Here is a 23,433-nt window from a genome sequence, read left to right as displayed (position 1 = left end):
AGCGCTTCGAGGCATGCAACATCACAGGGATTAAATTGAAGCGCCAGATTACGTTCCCCATGACCGCCGAGTTCGGCATTGCGATGATGGTCGCGACGACCGCCACGTTTGCCGCGAGCGATTCGGTGGTCAAGGCCATCGGCGCTTCGGTGCCGCTACTCGCTCTTCTTTTCGGCCGCTACAGCTTTCAGGCCGTCGCCCTCGGCGCCTGGCAGGCGCGGCGCGGTGCCGGGCATTTTCGCAAGGTCGGCGTGCTGAAACTGCAATTCCTGCGCGCCTTTTTTCTCCTCGTCAATTCGGCCTGCACGTTTGCCGGCCTGCGCTATTTGCCGCTTCCGGTCACCACTTCGCTGGCGATGATGGCGCCGCTGATTTCGACGCTGCTGGCGGCCATTCTGCTCAACGAAGACGTAACGAAGAGCAAATGGTCGATGGTCGTTCTGGGCTTTATCGGCATGCTGATCGTCGTGCAGCCGGGCAGCGGCGAATTCAGCTGGGCGGTTGCATTTCCCATTGGTGCAGCCACGACCTTCGCATGTTTTCAGGTCGTATCGAGCCGGCTTTCGACCGCAGGCGACCCGATCACCACCAATCTCATCACCGCCGTGGTCGCGAGTATCGCGCTCGCGGGACTGCTATGGGTCGATCAGGCGGACCTTTTGCCGGCAATCCGCAAAGTGACCGTGGGTAGCTGGCTGATGGTGCTCGCGATGGGCTTTCTTTCGACGCTCGGCCATCTATTGATGCTTCAGGCGTTGCGCCGAACGCCGCTTGCCGTGCTCACGCCATTCGGCTATGCGCAGCTTGCTTTCGCCACGCTATTCAGCTGGGCGTTCTTTGGCAGGGTTCCCAGCGTCTGGACTGCCGTGGGCATGATCGTGATTGCCGTCAGTGGACTAGGCACGATCGTCCTGCATGCGCGTGGTCGTGCGCTGCCGGCATGATCTCTCCTGGCAAGGGCAAGGGCAAGGGCGGCGAGGCGAAGCAGCGTTGCATATCACGTTTGCACAACCGCGGGCAGTGCCGTGCGCGAAGGCGGCGCGGATGCAACGCGCCGGACGTCGAGACCGCTCCACGCGTTACCGCGGAAGCGGTCTCATCCACCCTTAGCGGGCTTGTACCGCCGTCTTCGCGAGCTCCGGTCCGGTGAGCGCTTGCTGCCGGAGCCATTCATACTGTTCCTTCGGGATGGGGACTGCGTTGTCGTCACCGAGGTCTTGCAGCCGTACCCGATAGGTCTCCCTGGCGCTCCATGCAGCCAGTGCGGAAACGACCGTCGCGCCGAACGTCAGCGAGCCGATGAGCATCGGCACATTGTGAGACCCCGGCGGGGCCACTGCCGCGAAAAGGGCCGGGAGCAGCGCGGTGAGGGTCGTGCCGAGATTCTGCGCGATGGCCATCGCCGAGACGCGGAAACGGGTCGGGAAAAGCTCGGGATAGTAGCTCGGGAAGATGGCGTTATAGCCCTGATAGACGACACCCCACATCAGTATCGACATGACGAAGGCAAGCGGCAGATTGTGGATGCTGATGGCGTACAGATACGCAAACGACAGGAGTCCGGATGACAGGGCACCGAAGATCATCGGCATTCTGCGCCCGATGCGATCGGACAGATTGCCGACGAACGGAATGACGATGACCGCCACGATATTGCCGACCACCGGAATCCACAGATACACGCTGGGATGAAACCCGATGCCGTATGAAGGCTGAACGGCATAGGCGGCACCGAAGATCGTCGCGACCACGGGAATCACGTTCATGAACGCCATGAAGAAGACGCGAATCATGTCGGGCCAGCTATATTTGAACGCTTCGAGAATCGGCGCGCGCGCGACCTGGCCGCTTTCGTCTTCCTTGGCGAAGGCTGCCGTTTCTTCGACCTCGCGGCGGATGATGTAACCGGCCAGGAGAACGCCGGCGCTCAACAGGAAGGGGATGCGCCAGCCCCATGAAACGAGCGCATTCTCGGGCATGTAGTACGCGAGCGGCAGAAACACGGCGGCAGCGAGAATCTGGCCCGCCTGTACGCCTTGCAGCGTGAAACTCGCGAAGTAACCACGGTGGCCGAACGGCGCCTGCTCCATGATCATCGAACTGGCGCCCGAAATTTCACCCGCGACGGCGAAACCCTGTACCAGCCGCAGCACGACGAGCAGCGCGGGCGCCAGCAGGCCGACCGATTGATAAGTCGGCAGCAGACCCACGGCCATCGTGGAGAAGCCCATCATAAACATGCAGATCAGCAGTACCGTCTTGCGGCCGTGCGTGTCGCCCCAGTGACCGAGTACGAATGCGCCGATAGGTCGTGCCACGTAGCCGACGCCATAGGTCGCGAGTGAAGCGACGATCGCGATCGTGGGATTGCCCTTGGGGAAGAATATCTGCGGAAAGATCAGGGCGGCGGCTTGTGCGTAGATGAAAAAATCGTAGTACTCGAGCGCCGAGCCGATCCAGCCGCTGGCGGTGGCCTTCTTCGCCTGCTTGCGAGCTTTCGCGTCGGCGGCGTTGTCGCCGGGGCTGCCATGCGATGGCAGTTTGATTTGCATGAGTGTCTCCTGATTCTGGATTGACTGGCACAGCGTCGATGGCTGCGATTCTGGGAGTGGATTGATTCGGCGCCGAGGCCCGGCGCATGGGAATCGCCGCCAACGATACGAGGCGAGGTTCACATGCGCAATGCAATGACTACAATGAGGATATTGCGAGCGACAATAACCTCATGGATCTCACCGAGCTTCCCGATCTGAAACTGCTTCAGCTCTTCGACCTGCTGTATGACGTGCGGAGCGTGACGCGTGTCGCCGAGCAACTGGGGCAAAGCCAGCCGACAGTCAGCATCTGGCTCGGACGCTTGCGCGATCATTTGCGCGATCCCCTGTTTATCCGCACGCCGGGCGGTATGACGCCGACTCCGCAAGCGGATGCATTGATCGGCCCGTGCCGCGAAATCTTGGAGTCGCTTCGGCGGTTTGCCGCATGGGAGATCGCCTTCGATCCCGCCACCGCCAAGCGGCGCTTTCGCATCTGCATGACCGACGCAAGCCATGTCACGCTGCTTCCCCGAATCCTCGCGTACGTGCGGGATCAGGCGCCGGGCATTCGCCTCGAAGCGGCAAGGATCGACGGCAACACCGAGCGGGCATTGGAGTCGGGGGAGGCCGATCTTGCGATCGGGTATGTGCCGTGGCTCGGCGGTGGGATGTACCAGCAGCAACTGTATAACCAGGACTGGGTCTGCCTGACGAACCGTAGTCATCCGCGGGTGCGGACCCGGCTCAGTCTCAGGCAATACCGTGCCGAGGGGCATGTGGTGATAGCGGCCGGCACGGGGGCGCAGCTGCTGGAGCAGGCGTTGCTGCGCGAGAACATCGACCGCGACGTCGTACTTGAACTGCCGGGCTTTTTGGGGTTGGGCTCGATCATCAGGACGACCGATCTGATTGCCACGCTGCCGCGCAACATCGGCGAAACGCTTGCCGAGATGAACGACATCGCGATTCATTCATGCCCGTTTGCGGTCGATGGCTTTGCGGTCCGTCAACACTGGCATGCCAAGTACCATCACGAAGCGGGCAATCGCTGGTTGCGCGGCGTGGTAGCGGAGTTATTTGGCGGAACGCGATGATTTCGACGGCGTTCCACCGAGGCTGGGACGCCGCGCGAGTTCGAGCGGGGTTGCGACCGCGCGGTTATCCGCCGCGCTGCCTTCTCGTGGCATATGGCATTGGTGCGGCCGCAGACACCTGCGCCTTTGCGCGTCAACTTTCGCCGGCATAAGTGTAAGTCCCGCTTTCCTGCTGATCTCCCTGCCTGATCGGGCGGAGCCCCCTCTCATCACCGCGATGCCAGGTGTTGTATCGACCACAACATGGAAACTACTTATTTTTTTCCGATTGCTTGTCAGACAGAATACGATCATTCTACATCCGATCAGCTAGGTATTTGAGCTATAGGAGTCTGTCCGATGCGTCGTCGTACCTTCCTGGCAGCCACCAGCGCTGCCACCGCCGGGATGCTGTTCATGCAGAGCGGCCGGGCCGCCGTGGATACTTCGACCAAACCGGTCAGCGGCGGCACGCTGCGCGTGGCGTTTGCGTCGGACACGAAGACGCTCGATCCGACGTTTTCGGTCAATTTCTCCGAGCGCCAGCCGCTCTACCTCATCTACAACACCTTGCTGTCGATCAACCCCGACGCGTCCATCGGCCCGGAACTCGCCGAGCGCTGGGACACGCTCGACGGCGGCAAGCGTCTCGTGCTGCATCTGCGCAAAGGCGTGATGTTCCATGACGGCACGCCGTTCGACGCCGCCGCGGTCAAGGACAATCTTGACCGGCGGCTTGATCCCGCGGTCGGCTCGCCATTGCGGCCGCAACTGACGCTGATTCTCGACAGCGTGGAAGTGAACGATCCGCAGACTGTCACGCTGCATCTGAAATCGCCGAGCCCGGCGTTGCTCGGCATGCTCGCGCAGCGCGAAGGCTTCATGGCGTCGCCGACGGCGATGAAAAAATACGGCAAGGACTTTGCGACACACCCGGTCGGCACCGGCCCGTTCGTGTTCAAGGAGTGGATTCCGGGCAACTCGCTGAGCGTCGACAGGAATCCGAAGTACTGGGAGCCCGGCAAGCCGTATCTCGATCGCGTCGTATTCAGCGATACGTCCAATCCGATCATCGCGATGCAGCGCTTGCGCACCGGCGAGGTGGACTACATCTCGGCGCTATCGCCGATCGACATCCGCCCGATCGAAAACCAGCCCGGCATCGTGCTCGACGCGGGCCCGGCGAGCCGCTGGTACGCGCTGCAATGGCAGGTCGACCGGCCGCCGTTCAACAACCCATTGGTGCGCCAGGCGGTGGCGTATGCGATCGACCGCAAACGCATGGTCGAGATACTGATGAATGGCAAGGCGCCGATCGCCGAGTCGATCGCGCCGCCGGGCGCGTGGTGGTATGACCCCACGGTGAAGTCGTATCCGTACGATCCGGCCAAGGCGAAGGCGCTGCTTGCGCAAGCGGGCGTCACCAACCTTTCGGTCAGCCTGTCGACGCCGCAGATCATGCTGATGCAGCAGATCAACCAGCTCGTTCAGGAGCAGCTGAAGGCGGTCGGCATTGCGGTGCGGCTCGATCCTATTGCGCAAAGCGACTGGTACCCGCGTCTCTCGCAGGGGCTCATCAACTTCAGCCCGATCCGATGGTCGCAGCGTCCCGATCCGGACGGCCTGTTTCCGCTGCTGCTCGGCAGCACCGGCGCGCAGAACACGACGAAGTACCACAACCCTGACGTCGACAAACTGTTGCAGCAGGCGCGCGACGCCTCCGATCAGGCGACGCGCAGGAGGCTCTACGGTCAGGTCGAGGCGATTGTCACGCGCGATCTGCCGTACGTGCCGCTGTTCTTTTCGATTGAATACGCAGCGATGCGCAACAACGTGCACAACCACGTGTGGTTGCCCGACGAGATTCCACGTTTCCGCAACATGTGGAAGTCGCCGGCGTAGCGCGGCGACGCCGAACAGGCCGGGGCGGGCAGGGAGCGCCGTCCGGCGGCGCGGTACGGCAAGCGCATCGTAGCATCGGTCCCGCGCGGATGAGCCAAAGCCGGGCGGGCGTGACGGACTGACGACGTATCTCTCCGGTGTGGGGAGAGGCATCGTCGCGCCTGCATATCGATTAGGTATCCATATGTTGTGATGGATGATGCATAGGTGATCCCAAGCTCCTTCCTATTGGTGAGACAAAATGAAAAAGATTTCCCTGGCAGTCCTGCTTCTCGCGGGCGGTTCCGGCGCGGCGATGGCGCAGAGCAGCGTCACGCTATACGGTATCGTCGATGAAGGTTTGATGTTCAACAACAACGCGCGTACCGGGCAGCAGTTCGCGCTCGCGAGCGGCAGCGAATCGGGTAGCCGCTGGGGCCTGCGCGGCGCCGAGGACCTGGGCGGCGGACTGTCCGCGGTCTTTACGCTCGAAGGCGGCTTCAGTTCATCGACCGGCGCGCTCGGGCAGAACGGCGACCTCTTCGGTCGCCAGGCCTACGTCGGCTTGGCGGCGCCGACGTGGGGGCAGGTGCTGCTCGGACGTCAGTATCTGAGCGGCTATGACTACGTCGGCGCGTTGACCGCGGCCGCGCAGTGGGCGCTCGGCGGCGCGGGCTTCGGCGCGCATCCGGCCGATCTGGACAATCTCGACGGCACGTACCGGGTGAACAACGCGGTCAAATACAAGTCGCCGAGCTTCGGCGGCTTTTCGTTCGGCGGCACTTATTCGTTCGGCGGCGTGGCCGGCGACTTCTCGCGCAACCAGATCTACTCGCTCGCGGCCGGCTACAGCATGGGGCCGTTGACCGCTGCTGCCCAATACACGCACGCAAGCAACCCCAATTATTCGCTGTGGGGCAATAAGGCCAACGACAGCAGCACCGGTTCGAACATGTCGGGTCCGGTGATTTCCGGTCTTGCCACCGCCGGTTCGCAGGATGTCGCCGCGGTGGGCGTGAATTACAAGATCGGCGATGCGACCCTCGGCGCCATCTATAGCCACGCGTCTTTCAACAATCTCGGCACCCTGGCGGTCGCGGGCGCGAGCAACGGGCTGCGTGGCACGGCGGTATTCAACATCATCGAAGCGAACGCGAAGTACATGTTGACGCCCGCGCTGCAACTCGGCGCGTCGTACACGTACACGGCGGCGGGCAGCCTGCGCGGACTCTCGGGCGCGCGCTATCAGCAGGTCAATCTCGGCGTCGATTACAACCTCTCGAAGCGCACCGATCTATACCTGGTCGGCATCTATCAGCAGGCATCGGGACACGACTCGACCGGCGCCAACGCAGTCGCGCAGATCGCTTTCGCGACGCAGTCGTCCACGAACCGGCAGGTCGTCGCGGTCGCGGGCATCCGGCACAAGTTCTGAGCCTTGCCGCCTTTCGCGCGCGGCGCCTGCCGTCGCGCGCGAATGCGCACGGTCGGCGGCGCCGATCTGCCATCGGCAATTGCCGGTGGCGCTGGCTAAAACACGGCAACTAGGAACGCATTGGAAGATGGTATACAATAAGACATCGCTCGATCAACGTGCCGAGCACTTCATTTCAGCAACGCGAAAGGACTTGTAATGCCGATGGAGTTGCCCCCCTTTCTGGAAGCCGCCGCGACGCAACTGGCTGGCGCTGGTGCCGCGGAGAAGATCATCGGTTATATGCGGCCCGCCGAGTCGATCATGCAGGGTCCGTTGATGGGTGCGATGAAGGCGTCGCGCGTGAGCTTTGCCTATGTGCTCGCGCGCCGCATGATCGACGAGCGTTGGCGCATTGCGCTCGAAATCTGCGAGGCGGACGCAAACGGGCAAGGCCGCCTCGTCTACCGCATCAGCGCACGCGGAATCGACTTCACCTATATCGCGCGCGCATACGAGTGGGACGGCAAGGAGAAGGTGGGGCGCCGCTCCGATGGCGCAAATCGCGACATGTTCGGCGCACTGTTTGTCGGAACACCGGACGCGGCACGCATCGAGCGCGAGTTCGCCACGTTCGATCTGAAAAACGTCGAGACGATGCGCACGGATGCCATGGTGCTCGGCTGGACCCCGGCCAATCGCAGCGCGCGGATTTTCGATCACGTCGTCGATGCACTCGTGGCCGGTCATCAGCCGGAGCCGGGCCTGATCGGCAGCGCCTCGGCCTATCTGCTGCGCAACGGCGGATTTCAGGGCAGCGGCCGCAACGGATCGATCTCGTATCAGGGCATCGCCGCCGACCACCCGCTGTGCCATCCCTTCTTCGCGGATCTCTTCGGTCTCTACATGGTTCGGCAGGTGTCGATCGATCTGGTCAACGCGATCGCCCGAGCGCGTAATCCGCGCGCCGCGCAACTCTCCGAAGAGGTTGCGCGTTATCTCGCGGTCGGCAACTCGTCGGGGCAGGGCATGTGCGTGGCGTTGCAGCGTTGGCCGCATTGGGTGTCGACGTGGCTGGCCGTGCGCGAAGCCGCCCTCGCATACGCGAAGTCGATGCCCGTCGATGCGGCGAGCCGCGAGCGTCTCGTCAGCCTGGTCGCCCGTGTGGCCGCGTACTGCGACACGGTCCAGGTTCAGTCTGAAGATTATGTCGTGCCGAACAAGGTCATCGCGGCGAACTTGCGCACCATCGTCGGCTGGCTCGATGGGTCCCGGGCTTTTTCTCTCTGGAACGATCTCGCGCAGGCCGCGTCGGCATTCGATGCCGAAACGCAGGAGCAACTGAACTCCGCGCTGATCGATTTGTACCCCGACGTATCGGACCGTTTCGCCGATTACCTCGTGATCGGCGCGGCGCGCGAGCGCGGCGTCGTCGCCGAGATGACGGTCGGCGAGTTGCGCGGCCTGTTGCGCAAGAACTATGCGTGGGCGCTGCGCTACGACACGCTGCTGTCGAAGACGCGTCAGCATTTCTGGTATCACTCCGTCGACAACGGCGAGCAACGGCGCGGCGAACGCGTGCTCGATCCTGGCGAGGAGTACGAATCGTTCGTCGATCACATCGGCATCGTGCAGCGCCTCGCCTGCGTCGTTGCGAGCTACGCGGACGATGAACTGGTCGGCGAGCTGATGTTCGCACATCCGGATCTGGAGATGGCTGTGTCGCGCGTGCAGTATCTCGATGGCCTTCCCTATGCGGAGATTCGCGACAACCTGATCCACAAGGATTTTGTCCCGGCGCAACTGATCCGCTTTTTCCTCGCGTCGCTCGGCATCGAATGCTCGACGCCGCTGTCGATTCGCTATGTGCGAGGCGTCTTCTTCCAGGGGGTTCCGCTGCCGGCCGAAATCGCCGAGGGCACGACGCGCGACTGGCGCTACCCGGCCGAGCCCGCCACCCAGACGGAGATGCTGTCATGACCGAGCCGACCTACACCTCAGCCGCGGTATCGGAAATCACGCGCGTCGCCTGGTGGAGTCTGCGCGCGTTCGGTTGCCCGCTCGGCGCGGTCGAAGCCATGGCGCGCGTGCTGACCTGTTCCGAAGTGCTCGACGGCGACACGCTTGCCGCGCTGCGTCGCAATGAAGCCACGTTGCTCGAAGCATTCTCGGGCGATGAACCGCGCTTCGATCGCACGAGCGAAACGAGCGGCGTTATCGACGCAGCGGGCCGTTCGATGCTCGATATCGGACCCCGGGCGGTCGATCTGATTACCGGGCTTGCCAGGCGCAGGCGCGGCGCCGTGCGTATCACCGTGAACCACCTCGCGGACCACATCGGCCTGGCCGGTACGGCGACGATCGCCGCGCAGCGGGGCATCGGGCTTCTATTGACGAATGGCGACCCGCATGGCGCATGGCGGTTCTATACTGCCACGAGCGGCGGCGCGATAACGTCGCTGACCAGCGATCCTGGCGGCGCCGCGATTCATGACCTGATGGTTCTGCTGCACGAAGTCGGCGACGTGCCATCCGCCGCGGCCTTGCTGGCAGCCGATGCAACCGGTGCCGGAACCTCGGCCCTCGAACTCATCGCATTTCCTTTCGTCGCGAGAGACGATCTCGCCGAGCTTGCGGCGCGTCGTTCCGGCATGGTTTGCAAGGATGTGAGCGGTGCGTTGAGACGGGCCTATGCGCACGGAGTCGACGTCGCTACCGCCGACCTCAGGTTCCTGTACGAACTCGAGACACGTACCTGGGCGCCCTCGTCGGAGCGCTCGCGGGCCCAGGCGGGCTTCCAGGCTGCGAGTCCGACACCGTGATCGTAAGACAGTCGTTTTGAGGAGATCAGGATTGGATATCGAACGATTCAATACCGGCGAACGCCGCCGTCGTGATGTGCTGGGCGATGCCTATGTCGATCAGTCGCTCAAGAGTGCTGACGATTTCAACCGGCCGTTCCAGGAGCTCGTCACGGAGTATTGCTGGGGCACGTGCTGGGGCGACCCGACGCTCGTGCCGCGTGAGCGCAGTCTGCTCAATCTCGGCATGATCGCCGCGCTCGGCAAGATGCACGAGTTCGAGCTGCATGTGCGCGGGGCGCTCAAGAACGGCCTGAGCCACGAGGAACTGCGCGCGGCGCTGATCCAGATCGCCGTGTATTGCGGCATCCCCGTCGGTGTCGACTGTTTTCGCGTGGCGCGCAAGGTGCTGGCCGAACTCGCCGCCGCCTCTCAACCTGCTGCTGATCCCAAGGAATGACGATGCCGTTTTCGATTCGCAAAATCGTGGTCTACAAGGAAGCGACCTTCATTGAAGGCGACAAGGCGCTTGCTACGCCCGTTACGCTTGTCGGCGTCGCGGCGGTGATTCGCAATCCGTGGTTCGGGCGCGGCTTCGTCGAGGATCTCTCGCCGGAGCAGCGCGATGGCTGCGGCGAACTCGGCAAGGTGATGGTGGCGCGCATGCTCGAAGAGATCGGCGGCAAGCAGGCGATCGAAGCCTACGGCAAGAGCGCGGTAGTCGGTGGAGGCGGAGAAATCGAACACGCGTCCGCCGTGATTCACAATCTGCGCTTCGGCAATCACTATCGCCATGCGGTCGAAGCGGAGAGCTTTCTGTCGTTCACCAACAAGCGCGGTGGACTGAACACGTCGCTGCAGGTGCCGATCAAGCACATTCACGACGGCGCCGCGCGTTCGCACTTCATCACCCTGGAGTTCGCCATTCCCGACGCACCGAATCCCGATGAGATCGTGATCGTGCTTGGCGCGTCGACAGCCGGACGACCGCACGCGCGTATCGGAGACCGGCATCAGGACATGCAGGAGATCGAGCGCGAGAACGCGGCGCATTGAAACCGGCAGGCGCGAGAAAGGCGGCAGTGCCACGGCATGAGGCGGCATGGGCCGCCGCCGCATCACTCCGCGTAGGTCCGGTGGCGCTGTGCTGCTGTCAGCGGCACAGCGCGTGGAGCGTGTCTAGCGATTCGCTTGCCCGTCCTTGAGCAGGGCCGTCGCCGACTGCGCCGATCGCTCGATGAGCGCGCGTATCGTCAAGGCAGCGGCATTGCCGTCGCGCTTCTTGAGCGCCTTGAAAATCTCGCCCATGAGTTCGACCGTTCCGTGACGGCGTTCCACTGGCGAGCGCCGCGTCGTGGTCGCGCGCAGCAAACTGATGCGGGCGCCGAGAAGCTGCATGACGTGCTTGGCGGTTTCGTTGCGCGCGCCTTGATAGAGGATCGCGTAAAAGCGATTCGAAGCGGCGAGGAACGCCTCGTCGTTTTCGACAGGCGTATTCTTCAGCGCATTGAAGGTGTCTTCGAGTTCGGCGAGGTCCTCACTGGTCGCGCGCTGGGCAAAATGCAATGCCGCTTCGGAATCGAGCGCCGCCCGTATTTCATAGATTTCCGTGGCGATTTCGGGCGTCAGAGTTGCAACCACGACGCCCTTGGTATCGAGGCTCTCGACCAGACGCTCCGATTCGAGATTGCGCAACGCCTCGCGGATACTGCTGCGGCTGACGCCGGTCTGTTCGCATAGATCGCGCTCGATCAGCTTCTGGCCCGGCGCGAGCCGTCCCGCAATGATCGCTTCACGCAGAACGTTTAGCGTCTTCATGCGGATCGTCTCGTTTTTGGCGACGCTCAAGCCTACTTGTTGGGCAACCGTTGCGTCTTCTGTCATCGTTCCACCCTATGTTTGAATGCGGGCCGTCATGTGCGGCCCGTGCTGGGTTTTATTCCGGCTGCAGAAACTCGAGCAGCAGGCCGGCAATCAGGTCCGGTGCTTCGAGCAGCACGCTATGACGCAGCTCCGGCAGGATGCGAAGCTGCGATCCGGCGATTTTCTCATGTAACAGGCGCGACATCCGTGGCGACGAGCCGGGGTCGTTCTCGCCGGTCATCACGAGCGTCGGTACGCTGATGCGGTCGAATGCGATGTCGCGATCCGCTGCCGCAAACACGCGATACGCGGCCGCGTACGACCGATGATCGTTCTTCACCAGTTGTTCGAGACGGTACGCGACGCGTTGCGGGTTGGCCGCCTTGAACGCCGGCGTGAACCAGCGATCTTCCGCCGCCGCGACGACCGCCGCGATGCCCTCGCGGTCGATCTGGTCGGCGCGTTTCAGCACGCGCGCGCGTTCCTCGTCGGTGCGCTCCGCGACCGAGCTGATGAGCGCCAGCCGGTTCAGACGCGCCGAGTTTTCCACCGCGTATTTCTGCGCGATGAGGCCGCCGAGAGAAAAGCCCACCAGATGCGTTTTTTGCACACCGACAGCATCGAGCAGCGCGTCGACATCGGAGACGAAGTCATCGAGCGAGCAGCGCGTGATCAGGCTCGATGCGCCGTGGCCGCGCAAGTCCGCGCGTAGCACCGTGAAGTGCGCCTCGAGCTGGCTCGCGATCGCGTCCCAGCTTGCGTGATCCGCGCCGATGCCGTGTATCAGCGTGACAAATGGTCCGGACCCCTGAATCTTGTACGCAAGCTCCAGGCCGTCGGCAGAAACATATTTTTCCACTTGCATCGTCTCCGTTAATCTGTTGGTATACGAGATACTAGCTGACAAAAAATATTTCGACTAGACTGACCTCAACATCTGGCGAATACGGAGACCTCCATCCATGGAGTACGCAAGATTAGGCCGCTCGAGCCTGCGCATTTCCCGCCTTGGCTTCGGCGCGATGGGTATCGGCAACCCGGGGTGGCGCAAGTGGGTGCTCGAAGAAGACGCAGCACGGCCGATCCTGCGCGCGGCGGTCGAGGCGGGCATCAATTTCGTCGATACCTGCGATTTCTATTCGGCGGGTGCCAGCGAGACCGTGCTCGGCAATGCGCTATGGGATTACGCATCCCGCGACGAGATCGTGCTGGCCACCAAGCTCGGTAATCCGATGGGCACGCATCCGAATGCGCGCGGCTACTCTCGCAAGCACATCTTCAGCGCGGTCGATGCGTCGCTGAAGCGCCTGAAGACCGATTACGTCGATCTGCTGCAAACGCATATCTGGCAACCGGACACGGACCTCGAAGAACTCGTCGTCGCCTTCGACGATCTCGTGAAGAGCGGCAAGGTACGCTACGTCGGCGCGACGACCATGCCCGCCTGGGCTTTCGTGCAATGCGTGAATCTCGCGAAACAGATGGGACGTACGCCGTTTGTGTCGATGCAGTGCGAGTACAACGTCTGTCATCGCGAAGCCGAGCGCGAACTGATACCGTTCTGCCGCGCCTACGATATCGCGCTGGTCCCATTCAGTCCGCTCGCGCGCGGCTTCCTGTGCGCGGACCGGCGCGATGCGCGCAACGCGACCGCGCGACATGATTCGGATGACTACACACTGAAGCACTATCACCGCCCGGGCGATTTCGCGGCGCTCGAATGCGTGGCGAAGATCGCCGCGAAGCGCGGTGTCGAGCCGAGCCAGGTCGCGCTGGCGTGGGCGCTCGCACAGCCCGGCATCATCTCGCCGATCTTCGGCGCGACGCAGGTTGTGCACGTCGCGAGCGCGGTCGCCGCACTCGATCTGAAGCTCGACGAGGAGGAACTGCGAGCGCTCGCCGGCACCTACGAAACGCGTCCGCTCGGCGCGAAAAGCCACTGAGGCAGCCGCTGCGCGTTTCCCCTCATTTGCTGCACATTCTCAAGGCATGCCAATGAATCAGCAAACCGAAAGTTTCGCGATGTATATCGACGGCGAATTCGTACAGGCCGAGGACGGCCGCACCTTCGAAAGCGTCAATCCGTGGACCGGCCGCGCATGGGCGACGATTCCCGACGCGAGCGCCGCCGATGTCGATCGCGCCGTGCGGGCCGCGCATCGCGCGTTCACGAGCGGCCCGTGGCCGAAGATGACGCCGAACGAACGCGCCGCGCTGCTGCAGAAGCTCGCCGACAAGCTCGTCGAACACAAGGACCGGCTCGGTTATGTCGAGACGCAGGACACGGGCAAGCTGCTGAAGGAAACGACCTGGCAGGCCGCGCACACGGCACGTGCGTATACGTATTTCGCCGGTCTCGCCGACAAGCTGCAAGGCGACATTCCGCCGTCCGCGCCGAACATGCTCAATCTCGTGCTACACGAGCCGGTGGGTGTGGTCGCGGCGATCATTCCGTGGAATTCGCAACTGCAATTGTCCGCCTACAAGATCGCGCCGGCGCTTGCGACCGGCAACACGATCGTCGTCAAGGCTTCCGAAGATGCCTCGACGCCGCTGCTCACGCTCGCGAGGCTCGCGCATGAAGTGGGCTTCCCGCCGGGCGTCATCAACTTCGTATCGGGCCGCGCGAATCCGTGCGCGATCACGCTGACGAGTCATCCGCTCGTGCGCCGCATCGCCTTCACCGGTGGTGTCGAGACCGCACGCAAGCTGATTCCGAACTCCGCGCATAACATCGCGAAGCTCTCGCTCGAACTGGGCGGCAAGTCGCCCGTAATCGTGTTCGACGACGCCGATCTCGACAGTTGCGTCAACGGTATCGTGGCCGGTATTTTCGGCGCGAGCGGACAGAGTTGCGCGGCGGGCTCGCGACTGATCGCGCACGAATCGATTCACGACGCGCTCGTCGAGCGTCTGGTCGAACGGGTGAAGACGATCGCGATCGGCGACCCGATGGAGGCCTCGACCAACATGGGGCCGCTTGCAACGGAGCGGCAGGTCGCCCGCATCGAGACGCTGCTCGCGCAATCGGTCGAGCAGGGCGCGCAGGTCGTCGCCGGCGGCAAGCGTGTTGCGGGGCTGCCGCATAACCAGTGCTTCCAGCCGACGATCGCGCTATGCGATCGCGGCGATTATCCGGTCGTGCGCCAGGAATTGTTCGGTCCCGTGCTGTCGGTGCTGAAGTTCCGCACCGACGACGAAGCGATCGGCATCGCTAACGATAGCGACTATGCCTTCGCCGGCGGCATCTTCAGCCGCGACTTTCCACGCGCGATGCGTACCGCGCGTGCGGTGCAGGCGGGCCGCCTGTGGATCAACACCTATCGCGTCACCGGCGTGAATGTGCCGTTCGGCGGATTCAAGCAGAGCGGCTACGGTCGCGAAGCCGGTATCGACGCGCTCAAGGACTACACTGAAACGAAGGCGGTGATGATCGAAGTGGGGGGCGAGGCGCTCGCCGATCCGTTCGTGATGCGCTAGGCGCAGCCATACGCGCAGCGGCGTTCGCGTATGTGTAGGTGCCATACAGGGACATTCTCTTATGCTGACAGTCATAGGCAGGCGGCTCGTCTGGGCCGCGCCCAATCTGATCTTCGTGACCGTATTGCTGTTCTTTAGCGTCGCGGTGTTCTTCGGCAACCCGGCCGCGTTGATGCTCGGCCAGGATGCGACCCCGCAGGCCGTTGCCGAACTGAGCCATCAGATGGGTTTCGACCGGCCCGTGGTCACGCAATATCTGAGCTGGATGGGCCACGCCTTGTCCGGCGACCTGGGGCGCTCGTACACGACGCACCAGACCGTCGCCGAGATGCTGATGCGCTCGCTGCCGGTCACGGTCGAACTCGCCGTGCTGTCGATCCTGCTCGCAACCGTGGTCTCGGTGGGGCTGAGCAGCCTGACCGTCGGCCAGCGCGTGATCGGCACGTTCGTCACCGTGCTGTCGATCATCGGCATGACGGTGCCGAACTTCATGCTCGGCATGGTCGCGATCTTCATCTTCTCCGTGAAGCTCGGCTGGCTGCCGTCGGTGGGTTGGGTGCCTTGGGACCACGGTCTTCTCACGCACCTCCAGCATCTGATCCTGCCGACCATCACGCTTGCCGCGTACTACTTCGGCGCGTTCACGCTCGTCTATCGCGCTGAATACCAGGCGGTGCGAGAACGTCTTTTCGTTCGTGTCGCGCGGGCGAAGGGGCTGTCCGAACACCGCGTGTCATTCCGCCATATTCTGCCCAATTCGATCCTGCCGGTGATTACGTATATCGGCATCAGTCTCGGACAACTGATGGGCGGAGCGGTCGTGACCGAAACGCTCTTTTCGATGCCCGGCATCGGCCAGTTGTTCGTCACGTCGATCCTGTCGCGCGATTATCCGGTGATGCTCGCGATCGGCATGTTCATCATCGTCGCGGTGATCCTGATGAACCTGCTCGCCGACGTCGTGTATACGCTGATCAATCCTCAGATCCGGCTGAACTAGGAGCTATTCATGCGCGAAATCCTGATGCGTCCCAAGGTGCAGATCGGCGCGTTCATCCTGCTCGTCATGATCGCGATTTCGCTATGTGCGCCGCTTATCGCGCCGCATGATCCGACCGCGAGCAGCGTGATGTTTCTCGCGCCCCCGGGCGCGGACAACCTGCTCGGCACTGACGAGCTCGGCCGCGACATTCTTTCGCGGCTGATTTACGGCGGACAATCTTCGCTGATCGTCGGTATCGGCGCGGCGGTGATGGCCGCCATCATCGGCATTCCGGTCGGGCTCGTAGCGGGTTATCTCGGCGGGCGCGTGGACCTGTTCGCGACGCAGATCATCGACATTTTCATCGCGCTGCCTGGTCTGATCCTCGCGCTCATCATCACCGCGATGGTGGGCCCCACGTTATTCAATCTCGTGCTGGTGCTCGGCTTCGTCAGTTGGCCGCGGATCGCGCGGCTGGTGCGCGGGCAGACGCTCGCGCTGCGCGAGTCGGTGTTCGTCGAGGCGTCGAAGGCAGTCGGCGCGCGCGCCGACTGGATCATGCTCAAGCATGTGTGGCCGAACACGATGCGCATCGTTGCCGCGCAGTTCGCGCTGACCGTCGCGTATTCGATTTTCACTTCGGCCAGCCTGTCGTTTCTCGGCCTTGGCATGCCGCCGCCGACCCCCGACTGGGGCGCCATGGTGCGCTCCGGCTTCGACTATCTCGCGATGAATCCCGGTATGAGCCTTGCGCCCGGCGCGGCGGTTGCGGCGACCGTGTTCGGCTTCTACCTGATCGGAACCAGCATCAAATGACGACCACGTTCGAAGATTCACGCGTTCTCTCGGTCGAGCATCTGTCCGTATCGTTCGATACGGGCAAACGCAATACGCCGCCGGTCACGGTCGTACGCGACGTGTCGTTCTCGATCGGCAAGGGCGAGATCGTGGCGATCGTCGGCGAATCGGGCTGCGGTAAATCGACGACGGGCCTCGCGCTGCTCGGCCTGAATCCGGGCAGCAACGCGTCGGTGAAAGGCTCGATCAATCTGGCGAAGAAGGGCGGGCAGACCGTCGATATCGTCGGGTTGCGCGAGCGCGAATTGCGGCGCGTGCGTGGCAACGACGCGGCCATGATCTTCCAGGAGCCGATGTCGTCGCTCAATCCGTTGTACACGATCGGCGCGCAGATCGAGGAAGCGCTCAGCGTGCATCGCAGGATGTCGTCGAAGGAACGCGCGGCCGAGGCGCTGCGGCTCGTTTCGATGCTTGGCATTCCGAGTCCCGCCAAATGTCTGAATAGCTATCCGCATCAACTGTCGGGCGGCATGCGGCAGCGGGTCATGATTGCGATTGCGCTGTCCTGCCACCCGGGGCTGCTGATCGCCGACGAGCCGACCACCGCGCTCGACGTCACCGTGCAGGCGCAGATCGTCGAGCGGATGAAGCAGTTGCAGCAGGAAACGCAGATGGCGATCCTGTTCGTCACGCATGACCTCTCGCTGGTCGCGGAAATCGCCAACCGCGCGCTGGTGATGTACGCGGGGCAAATCGTCGAGGCGGGTCCGGTTAGCGATCTGTTCAACCAGCCGCTGATGCCTTACACGCAGGCGTTGATGCGTTCCCGTCCACGTCTTGGCGACGTGCGTCATCGCATCAAGCCGATTCCGGGCGGCGCGCCCAATCCGGCCGCGCTGCCGGCCGGCTGCACGTTTCACAAGCGTTGCGAGCATGCCGTCGCGGGGCGCTGCGATACGCAGGTGCCGTCCCTCGAAACGACCGATGACGGGCTTCGCCAGGTGCGCTGCCTGCGTTGGCGGGAATTGCGGCAAGTACCGCAATGCGCGCCCGTATTGCAAGGACAACCATCATGACGCCGACTTCCACGCAACCGCTGATCAGCGTCAGTCATTTGCGCAAGCTCTACGACATTCGCCGTGGCCTGTTCTCGAAGCTGGTCGGTCACGTGCATGCGGTCAACGACGTGTCGTTCGACATCGCGCCAGGCGAGACGCTTGGCCTTGCCGGCGAATCGGGTTCAGGCAAGACGACGATCGGCCGCTCGGTGTTACGGCTGATCGAACCGACCGACGGTGCGATCCGCTTCGACGGCAAGGACGTGATGGCGCTCAACGCGGCCGGACTGCGGGATTACCGGAAGAGCGCGCAGATCATCTTTCAGGACCCGTTTGCCTCGATCAATCCACGGATGAAGATTCGTGACGTGATCGCCGAGCCGTTGCGCGTGCAAAAGATTCATGCGACCGAACGCGACGTCGATCGGCGCGTCAGCGAACTGCTGGATCTCGTGTCGCTGTCCGACGACTACAAGGACCGGAGTCCTACCGCGTTATCCGGTGGTCAGCGGCAACGTGTCGTCATTGCGCGGGCGCTCGCGGTCAATCCGAAGTTCATCGTGGCCGACGAGCCGATCTCCGCGCTCGACGTGTCGATCCAGGCGCAGATCGTGAGCCTGCTCGACGAGCTGAAGCAGCGGCTGGGCCTCGCGATGTTGTTCATTTCGCACGATCTTGCCGTGATGGAATATCTGTCGGATCGTATTGCGGTCGTCTACCTCGGGCAGATCATGGAGATCGGCCCGGCGAGAGCAATTACGCAAACGCCGAAGCATCCGTACACCGAGGCGCTAATTTCCGCGGTGCCTGACGACCGGCCCGACATGAGACGCAAGCGTGTCGTGCTGCAAGGCGACGTGGCCGATCCGGTGTCGCCGCCAAGCGGCTGCGTGTTCCGCACACGCTGCATTTACGCGAAACCGGAATGCGCGCAACAACGTCCGGTGCTGCGCGAAATTGCGCCGTTGCATTTCAAGGCGTGTATTCGCGACGACGTGTTGTAGGCGCGGTTCTGGTTTCGTTGGCGGGGCTACGCCCGGTACTCACATGTGTTGCAAGCGGCGCAGGCGGAACGCGAGTTCAAGGCTGAATCGAGTCTCTGCGTCGTCGACGTCTTTGCCCAGCACCTCACGAATACGCTCCATCCGATAGCGAATCGTCGTCACATGTACTTTCAGTTCATCAGCGCATTTTTGTAGCCTGCAACCCGAGTCCAGATAAGCTTCGAGTGTCTTCAGCAGATCGCCGCGATTCTGGGCGTCATACTGATCGAGCGCACCGAGCGTGTTGGCGACGAAAACGTCGACCTGCGAGGAAGACAACGCGGAGAACACGAGTCCATAAGGGCCGAAGTCCTCTTCGTGGACGACACCGCTACGTGCGAAACGATCGGAAAGCCGGAACGCGCGCTGGCACGCCTGCCATGCCGGCGCGTAATCATGCGGAGCATGGCATACGGGACCCGGCGCGATGACGCAAGCGCTGCCGGTCAGCCGGTCGGTGAGTTCCAGTGAGCGCCGCATCAGGTCGCGGCGCCGCGCTTCCGGAATGCCCTCGGCTTCGGAGATGAGCGCCATCAGCAACGTTCTCGCGGGAACAACGGTGATGTTGGCGGACCAGGCGTTCGCGAGAGCGGACGAGATCGCACGATGATTGCCGCGCAGTATTTGCCGCGCGCTTTCAGCGTCTCCCCGGATGCCGATCAGCACAAGCCGGTTCGGTGTGCCGAGCGGTAGGCCGCAATGCGCTGCCCGCGACAGCAGGTCGTCGTCGAGGTCGCGCCCCGAGAGCAGATCGTCGAGGATTTTCGACTGGGACTCCGTGCGCTCCTTGAAGCGGATGACTGTACGCATCAGCATGACCGACAGCGCAAACGCGACTTGCCGGATCAGCAGCTCGTCCACCGGATCGAAGCGTTCTTCATCGGTCAGCAGATAGAGTGCGCCGGCCTGCTGGCCGTCGACGCGCAGCACCTCGCGCCGATGCACAGGCGTGGATGTGGGGCTTGTCGAATCGTCGGATGTTTTTGCTTGCCACTGCGCTTCGTCGTTCAACTCGATTCGCAGCATCTCCGCGAGCGCGTTAGCGTATTGCGGATCAGCGGCGCGTTGCCCTTTCATCAAGGCCTGAGCGGGCCGGTCGACCACCGCGATCGGACAATCGAGCAGCGATTCGACGGCGGACAGTACCGCGGTCGGCGCTTCGTCGGACAGAACGCGGCGCATCAGTTCGCTAACCGAATCGATCGTATGTTTGACGCGCGTGGACAGTACCGTTTCCTCGCGCAGACGCTGGGCCTTGCCGACCGCGATTGCCGCGAGCTGTGCAATCGCCTTGAGGAAGGCGAGTTCGTCATTGTCGACGTTGAGGATCTCTCGCGACTGCACGGCAAGGATCATCCGTCGCTCGTACTGATCGGTTGCCGGTAGCGGCAGGATCGTTACGGTGTGGTAGTGGCGGGCCAGCGCGTCTTGCTGGTAATGCAAGTAATCGGAGCGCTGCGCATCCGGAATGATGAGCGGACGCTGCTCGTCGAGCACCTTCCTGACCGGACTGGTCGCCAGTTCCCAACGCGTCGAGGCGCTTGACGGATCGACAAGGAACGGGTCGAAGCGTGCCATCAGAACCGACAGTCCCGCGTTTTCGTCGACGCTCATGATCGAACACATGTCCCATGTCGTGTAACGACAGGTGGCATTGGTGATGCTGTCAAGCAACGTGCCTAGATCGCTGCTCTCGTTGACCAGTTTCGCGATGTCGGCGAGGCGTGAGAAATGAGCTTGGGATGACTTGACGGCTATTGAAGCTGGAAAAGTGTTGTCCATGCAGCGGATCGTACTGTGACAAATTTTCAGTTTCAACTTTTCATAGTGCCCGTGCATTGGTGTTAACGATCAGGTGCTTTCATTTCTTTGCCGCGTTTCGTCGAAAGCTCGAATTCGCCACTCGAAAATACTATTTTCCCTAGATGGCAGATCGAAAAGTGACGACCCAGAATGTTTTCACTGAAGGAGACATTCTCGATGAATACGTCACAAGAGAGAGAGGCAAGCCCGTTGGATGTACAAGGGCTACGGAAAGCTTTCGGCAGCTTCGTGACGGGCGTGACCGTCGTTTCGGCTATCGACGACCAGGGCCACTACCGAGGTCTGACCGCCAACTCGTTCACCTCGGTGTCGCTCGATCCGCCTCTGGTGCTGGTGTGTATCGACAACAAGGCGACGACCTGCCCCGTATTCGAGCAGGCATCGAGCTTCGCCGTGAATGTTCTCGCGGCAGGGCAGCGAGACGTTTCGAATACGTTCGCGTCGCGCGCTCCGGACAAGTTTCACGGTGTGCCGACGCACGTTGCCACAACCGGCGCACCGCTGCTCGAAGGCGCGATCGCATGGTTCGATTGCGCGAAAGAACAGTTCGTCACCGCTGGCGATCACACGATGCTGATCGGCCGTGTGCTCGATTTCGGCCATACGGGCGGCGTTCCGCTCGCCTATTGCCGCGGCAGCTACATTGATTTCGGTCTCGAACAGAAGGCGGTCGGTGCCGGCAAATCGTTGAACTACGGCTGTGTTGCGAATCTCGGCGACGCGGTGCTGATGGTCCGTGATCCGCTCAAGGGAAGCTGGACGATCCCGACCGCAGGACACGGCACGGACCAGCACGCACCGGGCGGTCTGCCGGATCTTGTCGCGAAACTTGGCGCAACGGTCGAACTGTCGTTCCTCTACTCGGTGTTCGAGAATGCCGGCGAGAGCTTTATCGTCTATCGCGGCACACTCGCGGATGAGCCGCAATTGACCAAAAGTGCCGCTCTGTTCACGCAGGAAACGATGCCGTGGGATCAGATCGGTTCTTCCCAGACTCGCAATATGCTGCGCCGCTACTTCCTCGAACGCGCCGATGCGCGCTTCGGCATCTATATGGATAGCGCCGACGGCGGCAAGGTCGCGATGCTCGACGGTGCGCTCAAACCTTTCAATCAACTCGATATGGGATCTTGAATGGTATCGATCAGTGTCGAAAGTCTGACTGGCACGCGCACTCGCAACTGGATCGATGGCGCGTGGCACGAACCCGCGAGCGGGACCTATCTCGACAGCTTCAATCCGTTCACCGGCGAGGCCTGGTATCAGATCGCCGATTCGAATGCGGACGATGTCGGGCAAGCGGTTCAGGCCGCCGAACGTGCGCTGCATGATCCCGCGTGGCGGGGGATCACGCAGACCGATCGCGCGAACCTGCTGCGCAAGCTCGCGGAGTTGATCCGCGCCAACGTCGATCGTCTTGCGCGGCTCGAAGTGCACGACAACGGCAAGCTGCTGAAGGAAATGCGCGCGCAAATCGGTATCTTGCCGGATCAATTCCACTATTTCGCGGGCGCGGCAGACAAGCTCGAAGGAACCACCATTCCGGTGAATCGACGTGACGTGCTTGCCTATACGTCGCGCGAGCCGATCGGCGTCGTCGGTGTGATCGTGCCATGGAATTCGCCGCTCTATCAGTTGAGCTGGACACTCGCGCCCGCGCTGGCCTGCGGCAATACCGTAGTCGTCAAACCGTCCGAACATACGTCGGCTTCTGCCTTGGCGCTGGCTGAACTGATCAAGGAAGCGGGCATTCCCGACGGTGTTTTTAACGTCGTAACGGGTTTGGGCGTGAGTGCGGGAGAAGCATTGACGCGTGATGCCCGCGTGGCGAAAGTCGCGTTCACCGGCAGTACCGCGAGCGGCCGCAAGGTTGCTCATGCGGCTGCGGATCACTTTGCGCAATGCAATCTGGAGCTCGGCGGCAAGTCGCCCAATTGTGTGTTCGACGATGCGCCCTTCGAGCGGGCACTCGATGGCGTCGTTGCGGGAATCTTCGCGGCGGGCGGGCAGACATGCGTGGCGGGGTCGCGGATCTACGTACAGCGGACCATCTTCAATGCGTTCCGCGACGCGCTTATCGAACGAGCCCGTGCCGTGAAACTCGGCGATCCACTCATGGACGATACGCAGATGGGGCCGGTCGCAGTCAAATCCCAGCTAGAAAAGATCGGATCGATGGTGTCGCATGCCACGCAGCAGGGCGCGCGCCTGCTCGCGGGGGGTAAGCGTGCCGCCGCGCCGCTCGATCAGGGCTGGTTTTACGAACCCACACTGCTCGATCAGGTCGCGCCGTCGATGGAAATCGTTCAGGAAGAAGTATTTGGCCCAGTGGGCGTGATACAGCCGTTCGAAGACGAGCGCGACCTTGCGAGACTGGCTAACGCGACGCGCTACGGGCTGACAGCGGGAGTATGGACTCGCGACATAGACAGGGCGATGCGATTTGCGCGCGATGTCGAAGCGGGCACGATCTGGGTCAATACCTATCGCGCGGCGTCATTTACCACGCCGATGGGCGGTTTCAAGGAGAGCGGCTACGGTAAGCACTACGGCCTCGAGTCGATGCGCGAGTACTCGCGTGCGAAAAGCGTAGTCGTCGACTATTCCGGCAATACGCCGAATCCATTCGTCATGCGCGTAAGCGGCTGAGCGGCAATCGGATTGATACGTCAAAAAAGG

20 protein-coding genes are annotated in these 23,433 nt (G+C 62.5%); 16 read left to right on the top strand and 4 right to left on the bottom strand.

Annotated elements, in window-relative coordinates; translation table 11 throughout:
* Window positions 1–35 precede the first annotated feature (35 nt).
* Window positions 36–944 carry a DMT family transporter gene (locus F3J19_RS03055; RefSeq protein WP_345890997.1) on the top strand — a complete coding sequence of 303 codons (909 nt, stop codon included), beginning with the start codon at window positions 36–38 and terminating at the stop codon, window positions 942–944.
* A 162-nt stretch (window positions 945–1,106) separates the two neighbouring features.
* Here the strand turns inward: F3J19_RS03055 and F3J19_RS03050 are convergent, their stop codons facing one another.
* Window positions 1,107–2,552: an MFS transporter gene (locus F3J19_RS03050; RefSeq protein WP_167037442.1), complete on the bottom strand. Its 1,446-nt coding sequence runs from the start codon at window positions 2,550–2,552 to the stop codon at window positions 1,107–1,109.
* Between the two features lie 173 nt (window positions 2,553–2,725).
* Between F3J19_RS03050 and F3J19_RS03045 the strand changes: the two genes are divergently transcribed.
* The 7 genes from F3J19_RS03045 (at window position 2,726) to F3J19_RS03015 (ending at window position 10,762) form a co-directional block, all read left to right on the top strand.
* A complete protein-coding gene (locus F3J19_RS03045) occupies window positions 2,726–3,631 on the top strand; it encodes a LysR family transcriptional regulator (RefSeq protein WP_167037991.1) in 906 nt (301 codons plus the stop codon).
* A 339-nt stretch (window positions 3,632–3,970) separates the two neighbouring features.
* Window positions 3,971–5,512, top strand: coding sequence for an ABC transporter substrate-binding protein (locus tag F3J19_RS03040; protein WP_167037439.1), 1,542 nt, complete (start codon window positions 3,971–3,973; stop codon window positions 5,510–5,512).
* A gap of 241 nt (window positions 5,513–5,753) precedes the next feature.
* Complete coding sequence (locus F3J19_RS03035) at window positions 5,754–6,926, top strand: porin (protein ID WP_167037436.1); 1,173 nt, start codon at window positions 5,754–5,756, stop codon at window positions 6,924–6,926.
* Window positions 6,927–7,130: 204 nt separating this feature from the next.
* Window positions 7,131–8,885: a hypothetical protein gene (locus F3J19_RS03030; protein WP_167037433.1), complete on the top strand. Its 1,755-nt coding sequence runs from the start codon at window positions 7,131–7,133 to the stop codon at window positions 8,883–8,885.
* Window positions 8,882–9,727, top strand: a complete 846-nt coding sequence (locus F3J19_RS03025; protein WP_167037431.1) for a hypothetical protein — start codon at window positions 8,882–8,884, stop codon at window positions 9,725–9,727. Before F3J19_RS03030 ends, F3J19_RS03025 begins: the two co-directional genes overlap by 4 nt.
* Before the next feature lie 31 nt (window positions 9,728–9,758).
* Window positions 9,759–10,166: a carboxymuconolactone decarboxylase family protein gene (locus F3J19_RS03020; RefSeq protein WP_167037428.1), complete on the top strand. Its 408-nt coding sequence runs from the start codon at window positions 9,759–9,761 to the stop codon at window positions 10,164–10,166.
* 2 nt (window positions 10,167–10,168) lie between these two features.
* Window positions 10,169–10,762, top strand: a complete 594-nt coding sequence (locus F3J19_RS03015; protein ID WP_167037425.1) for an amino acid synthesis family protein — start codon at window positions 10,169–10,171, stop codon at window positions 10,760–10,762.
* 123 nt (window positions 10,763–10,885) lie between these two features.
* Here the strand turns inward: F3J19_RS03015 and F3J19_RS03010 are convergent, their stop codons facing one another.
* A complete protein-coding gene (locus F3J19_RS03010) occupies window positions 10,886–11,524 on the bottom strand; it encodes a GntR family transcriptional regulator (protein ID WP_167037422.1) in 639 nt (212 codons plus the stop codon).
* A 118-nt stretch (window positions 11,525–11,642) separates the two neighbouring features.
* The gene (locus tag F3J19_RS03005) at window positions 11,643–12,434 is read right to left on the bottom strand and encodes an alpha/beta fold hydrolase (protein ID WP_167037419.1); all 792 of its coding nucleotides are present in this window, start codon (window positions 12,432–12,434) and stop codon (window positions 11,643–11,645) included.
* Window positions 12,435–12,531: 97 nt separating this feature from the next.
* On the opposite strand from F3J19_RS03005, the gene F3J19_RS03000 reads away from it, so the two are divergent.
* From F3J19_RS03000 to F3J19_RS02975, 6 genes are all read left to right on the top strand, one after another.
* Window positions 12,532–13,512 (top strand): aldo/keto reductase, encoded by a 981-nt coding sequence (locus tag F3J19_RS03000; RefSeq protein WP_167037416.1) that lies wholly within the window; start codon window positions 12,532–12,534, stop codon window positions 13,510–13,512.
* Window positions 13,513–13,564: 52 nt separating this feature from the next.
* Complete coding sequence (locus F3J19_RS02995) at window positions 13,565–15,049, top strand: aldehyde dehydrogenase (RefSeq protein WP_167037413.1); 1,485 nt, start codon at window positions 13,565–13,567, stop codon at window positions 15,047–15,049.
* Window positions 15,050–15,110: 61 nt separating this feature from the next.
* The gene (locus tag F3J19_RS02990) at window positions 15,111–16,049 is read left to right on the top strand and encodes an ABC transporter permease (RefSeq protein WP_167037410.1); all 939 of its coding nucleotides are present in this window, start codon (window positions 15,111–15,113) and stop codon (window positions 16,047–16,049) included.
* Between the two features lie 9 nt (window positions 16,050–16,058).
* Window positions 16,059–16,847, top strand: a complete 789-nt coding sequence (locus F3J19_RS02985) for an ABC transporter permease (RefSeq protein WP_167037407.1) — start codon at window positions 16,059–16,061, stop codon at window positions 16,845–16,847.
* Entirely contained in the window at window positions 16,844–17,905 is a 1,062-nt protein-coding gene (locus F3J19_RS02980; RefSeq protein ID WP_167037404.1) for an ABC transporter ATP-binding protein, read from the top strand. The genes F3J19_RS02985 and F3J19_RS02980 overlap by 4 nt, the downstream gene beginning before the upstream one ends.
* Window positions 17,902–18,891 carry an ABC transporter ATP-binding protein gene (locus tag F3J19_RS02975; RefSeq protein WP_167037401.1) on the top strand — a complete coding sequence of 330 codons (990 nt, stop codon included), beginning with the start codon at window positions 17,902–17,904 and terminating at the stop codon, window positions 18,889–18,891. Before F3J19_RS02980 ends, F3J19_RS02975 begins: the two co-directional genes overlap by 4 nt.
* A gap of 39 nt (window positions 18,892–18,930) precedes the next feature.
* On the opposite strand, the gene F3J19_RS02970 is transcribed toward F3J19_RS02975, so the two are convergent.
* Window positions 18,931–20,712, bottom strand: coding sequence for a helix-turn-helix domain-containing protein (locus F3J19_RS02970; protein ID WP_167037398.1), 1,782 nt, complete (start codon window positions 20,710–20,712; stop codon window positions 18,931–18,933).
* A 198-nt stretch (window positions 20,713–20,910) separates the two neighbouring features.
* On the opposite strand from F3J19_RS02970, the gene F3J19_RS02965 reads away from it, so the two are divergent.
* Window positions 20,911–21,888, top strand: a complete 978-nt coding sequence (locus F3J19_RS02965; RefSeq protein ID WP_167037395.1) for a flavin reductase — start codon at window positions 20,911–20,913, stop codon at window positions 21,886–21,888.
* The gene (locus F3J19_RS02960) at window positions 21,889–23,403 is read left to right on the top strand and encodes an aldehyde dehydrogenase (RefSeq protein ID WP_167037392.1); all 1,515 of its coding nucleotides are present in this window, start codon (window positions 21,889–21,891) and stop codon (window positions 23,401–23,403) included.
* The last annotated feature ends 30 nt before the right edge of the window (window positions 23,404–23,433 follow it).

Source organism: Burkholderia sp. Ax-1724, assembly GCF_011752995.1.
In the GTDB taxonomy this organism is placed as follows: Bacteria; Pseudomonadota; Gammaproteobacteria; order Burkholderiales; family Burkholderiaceae; genus Paraburkholderia.
This window is presented reverse-complemented; position numbering and strand designations above follow the sequence as displayed.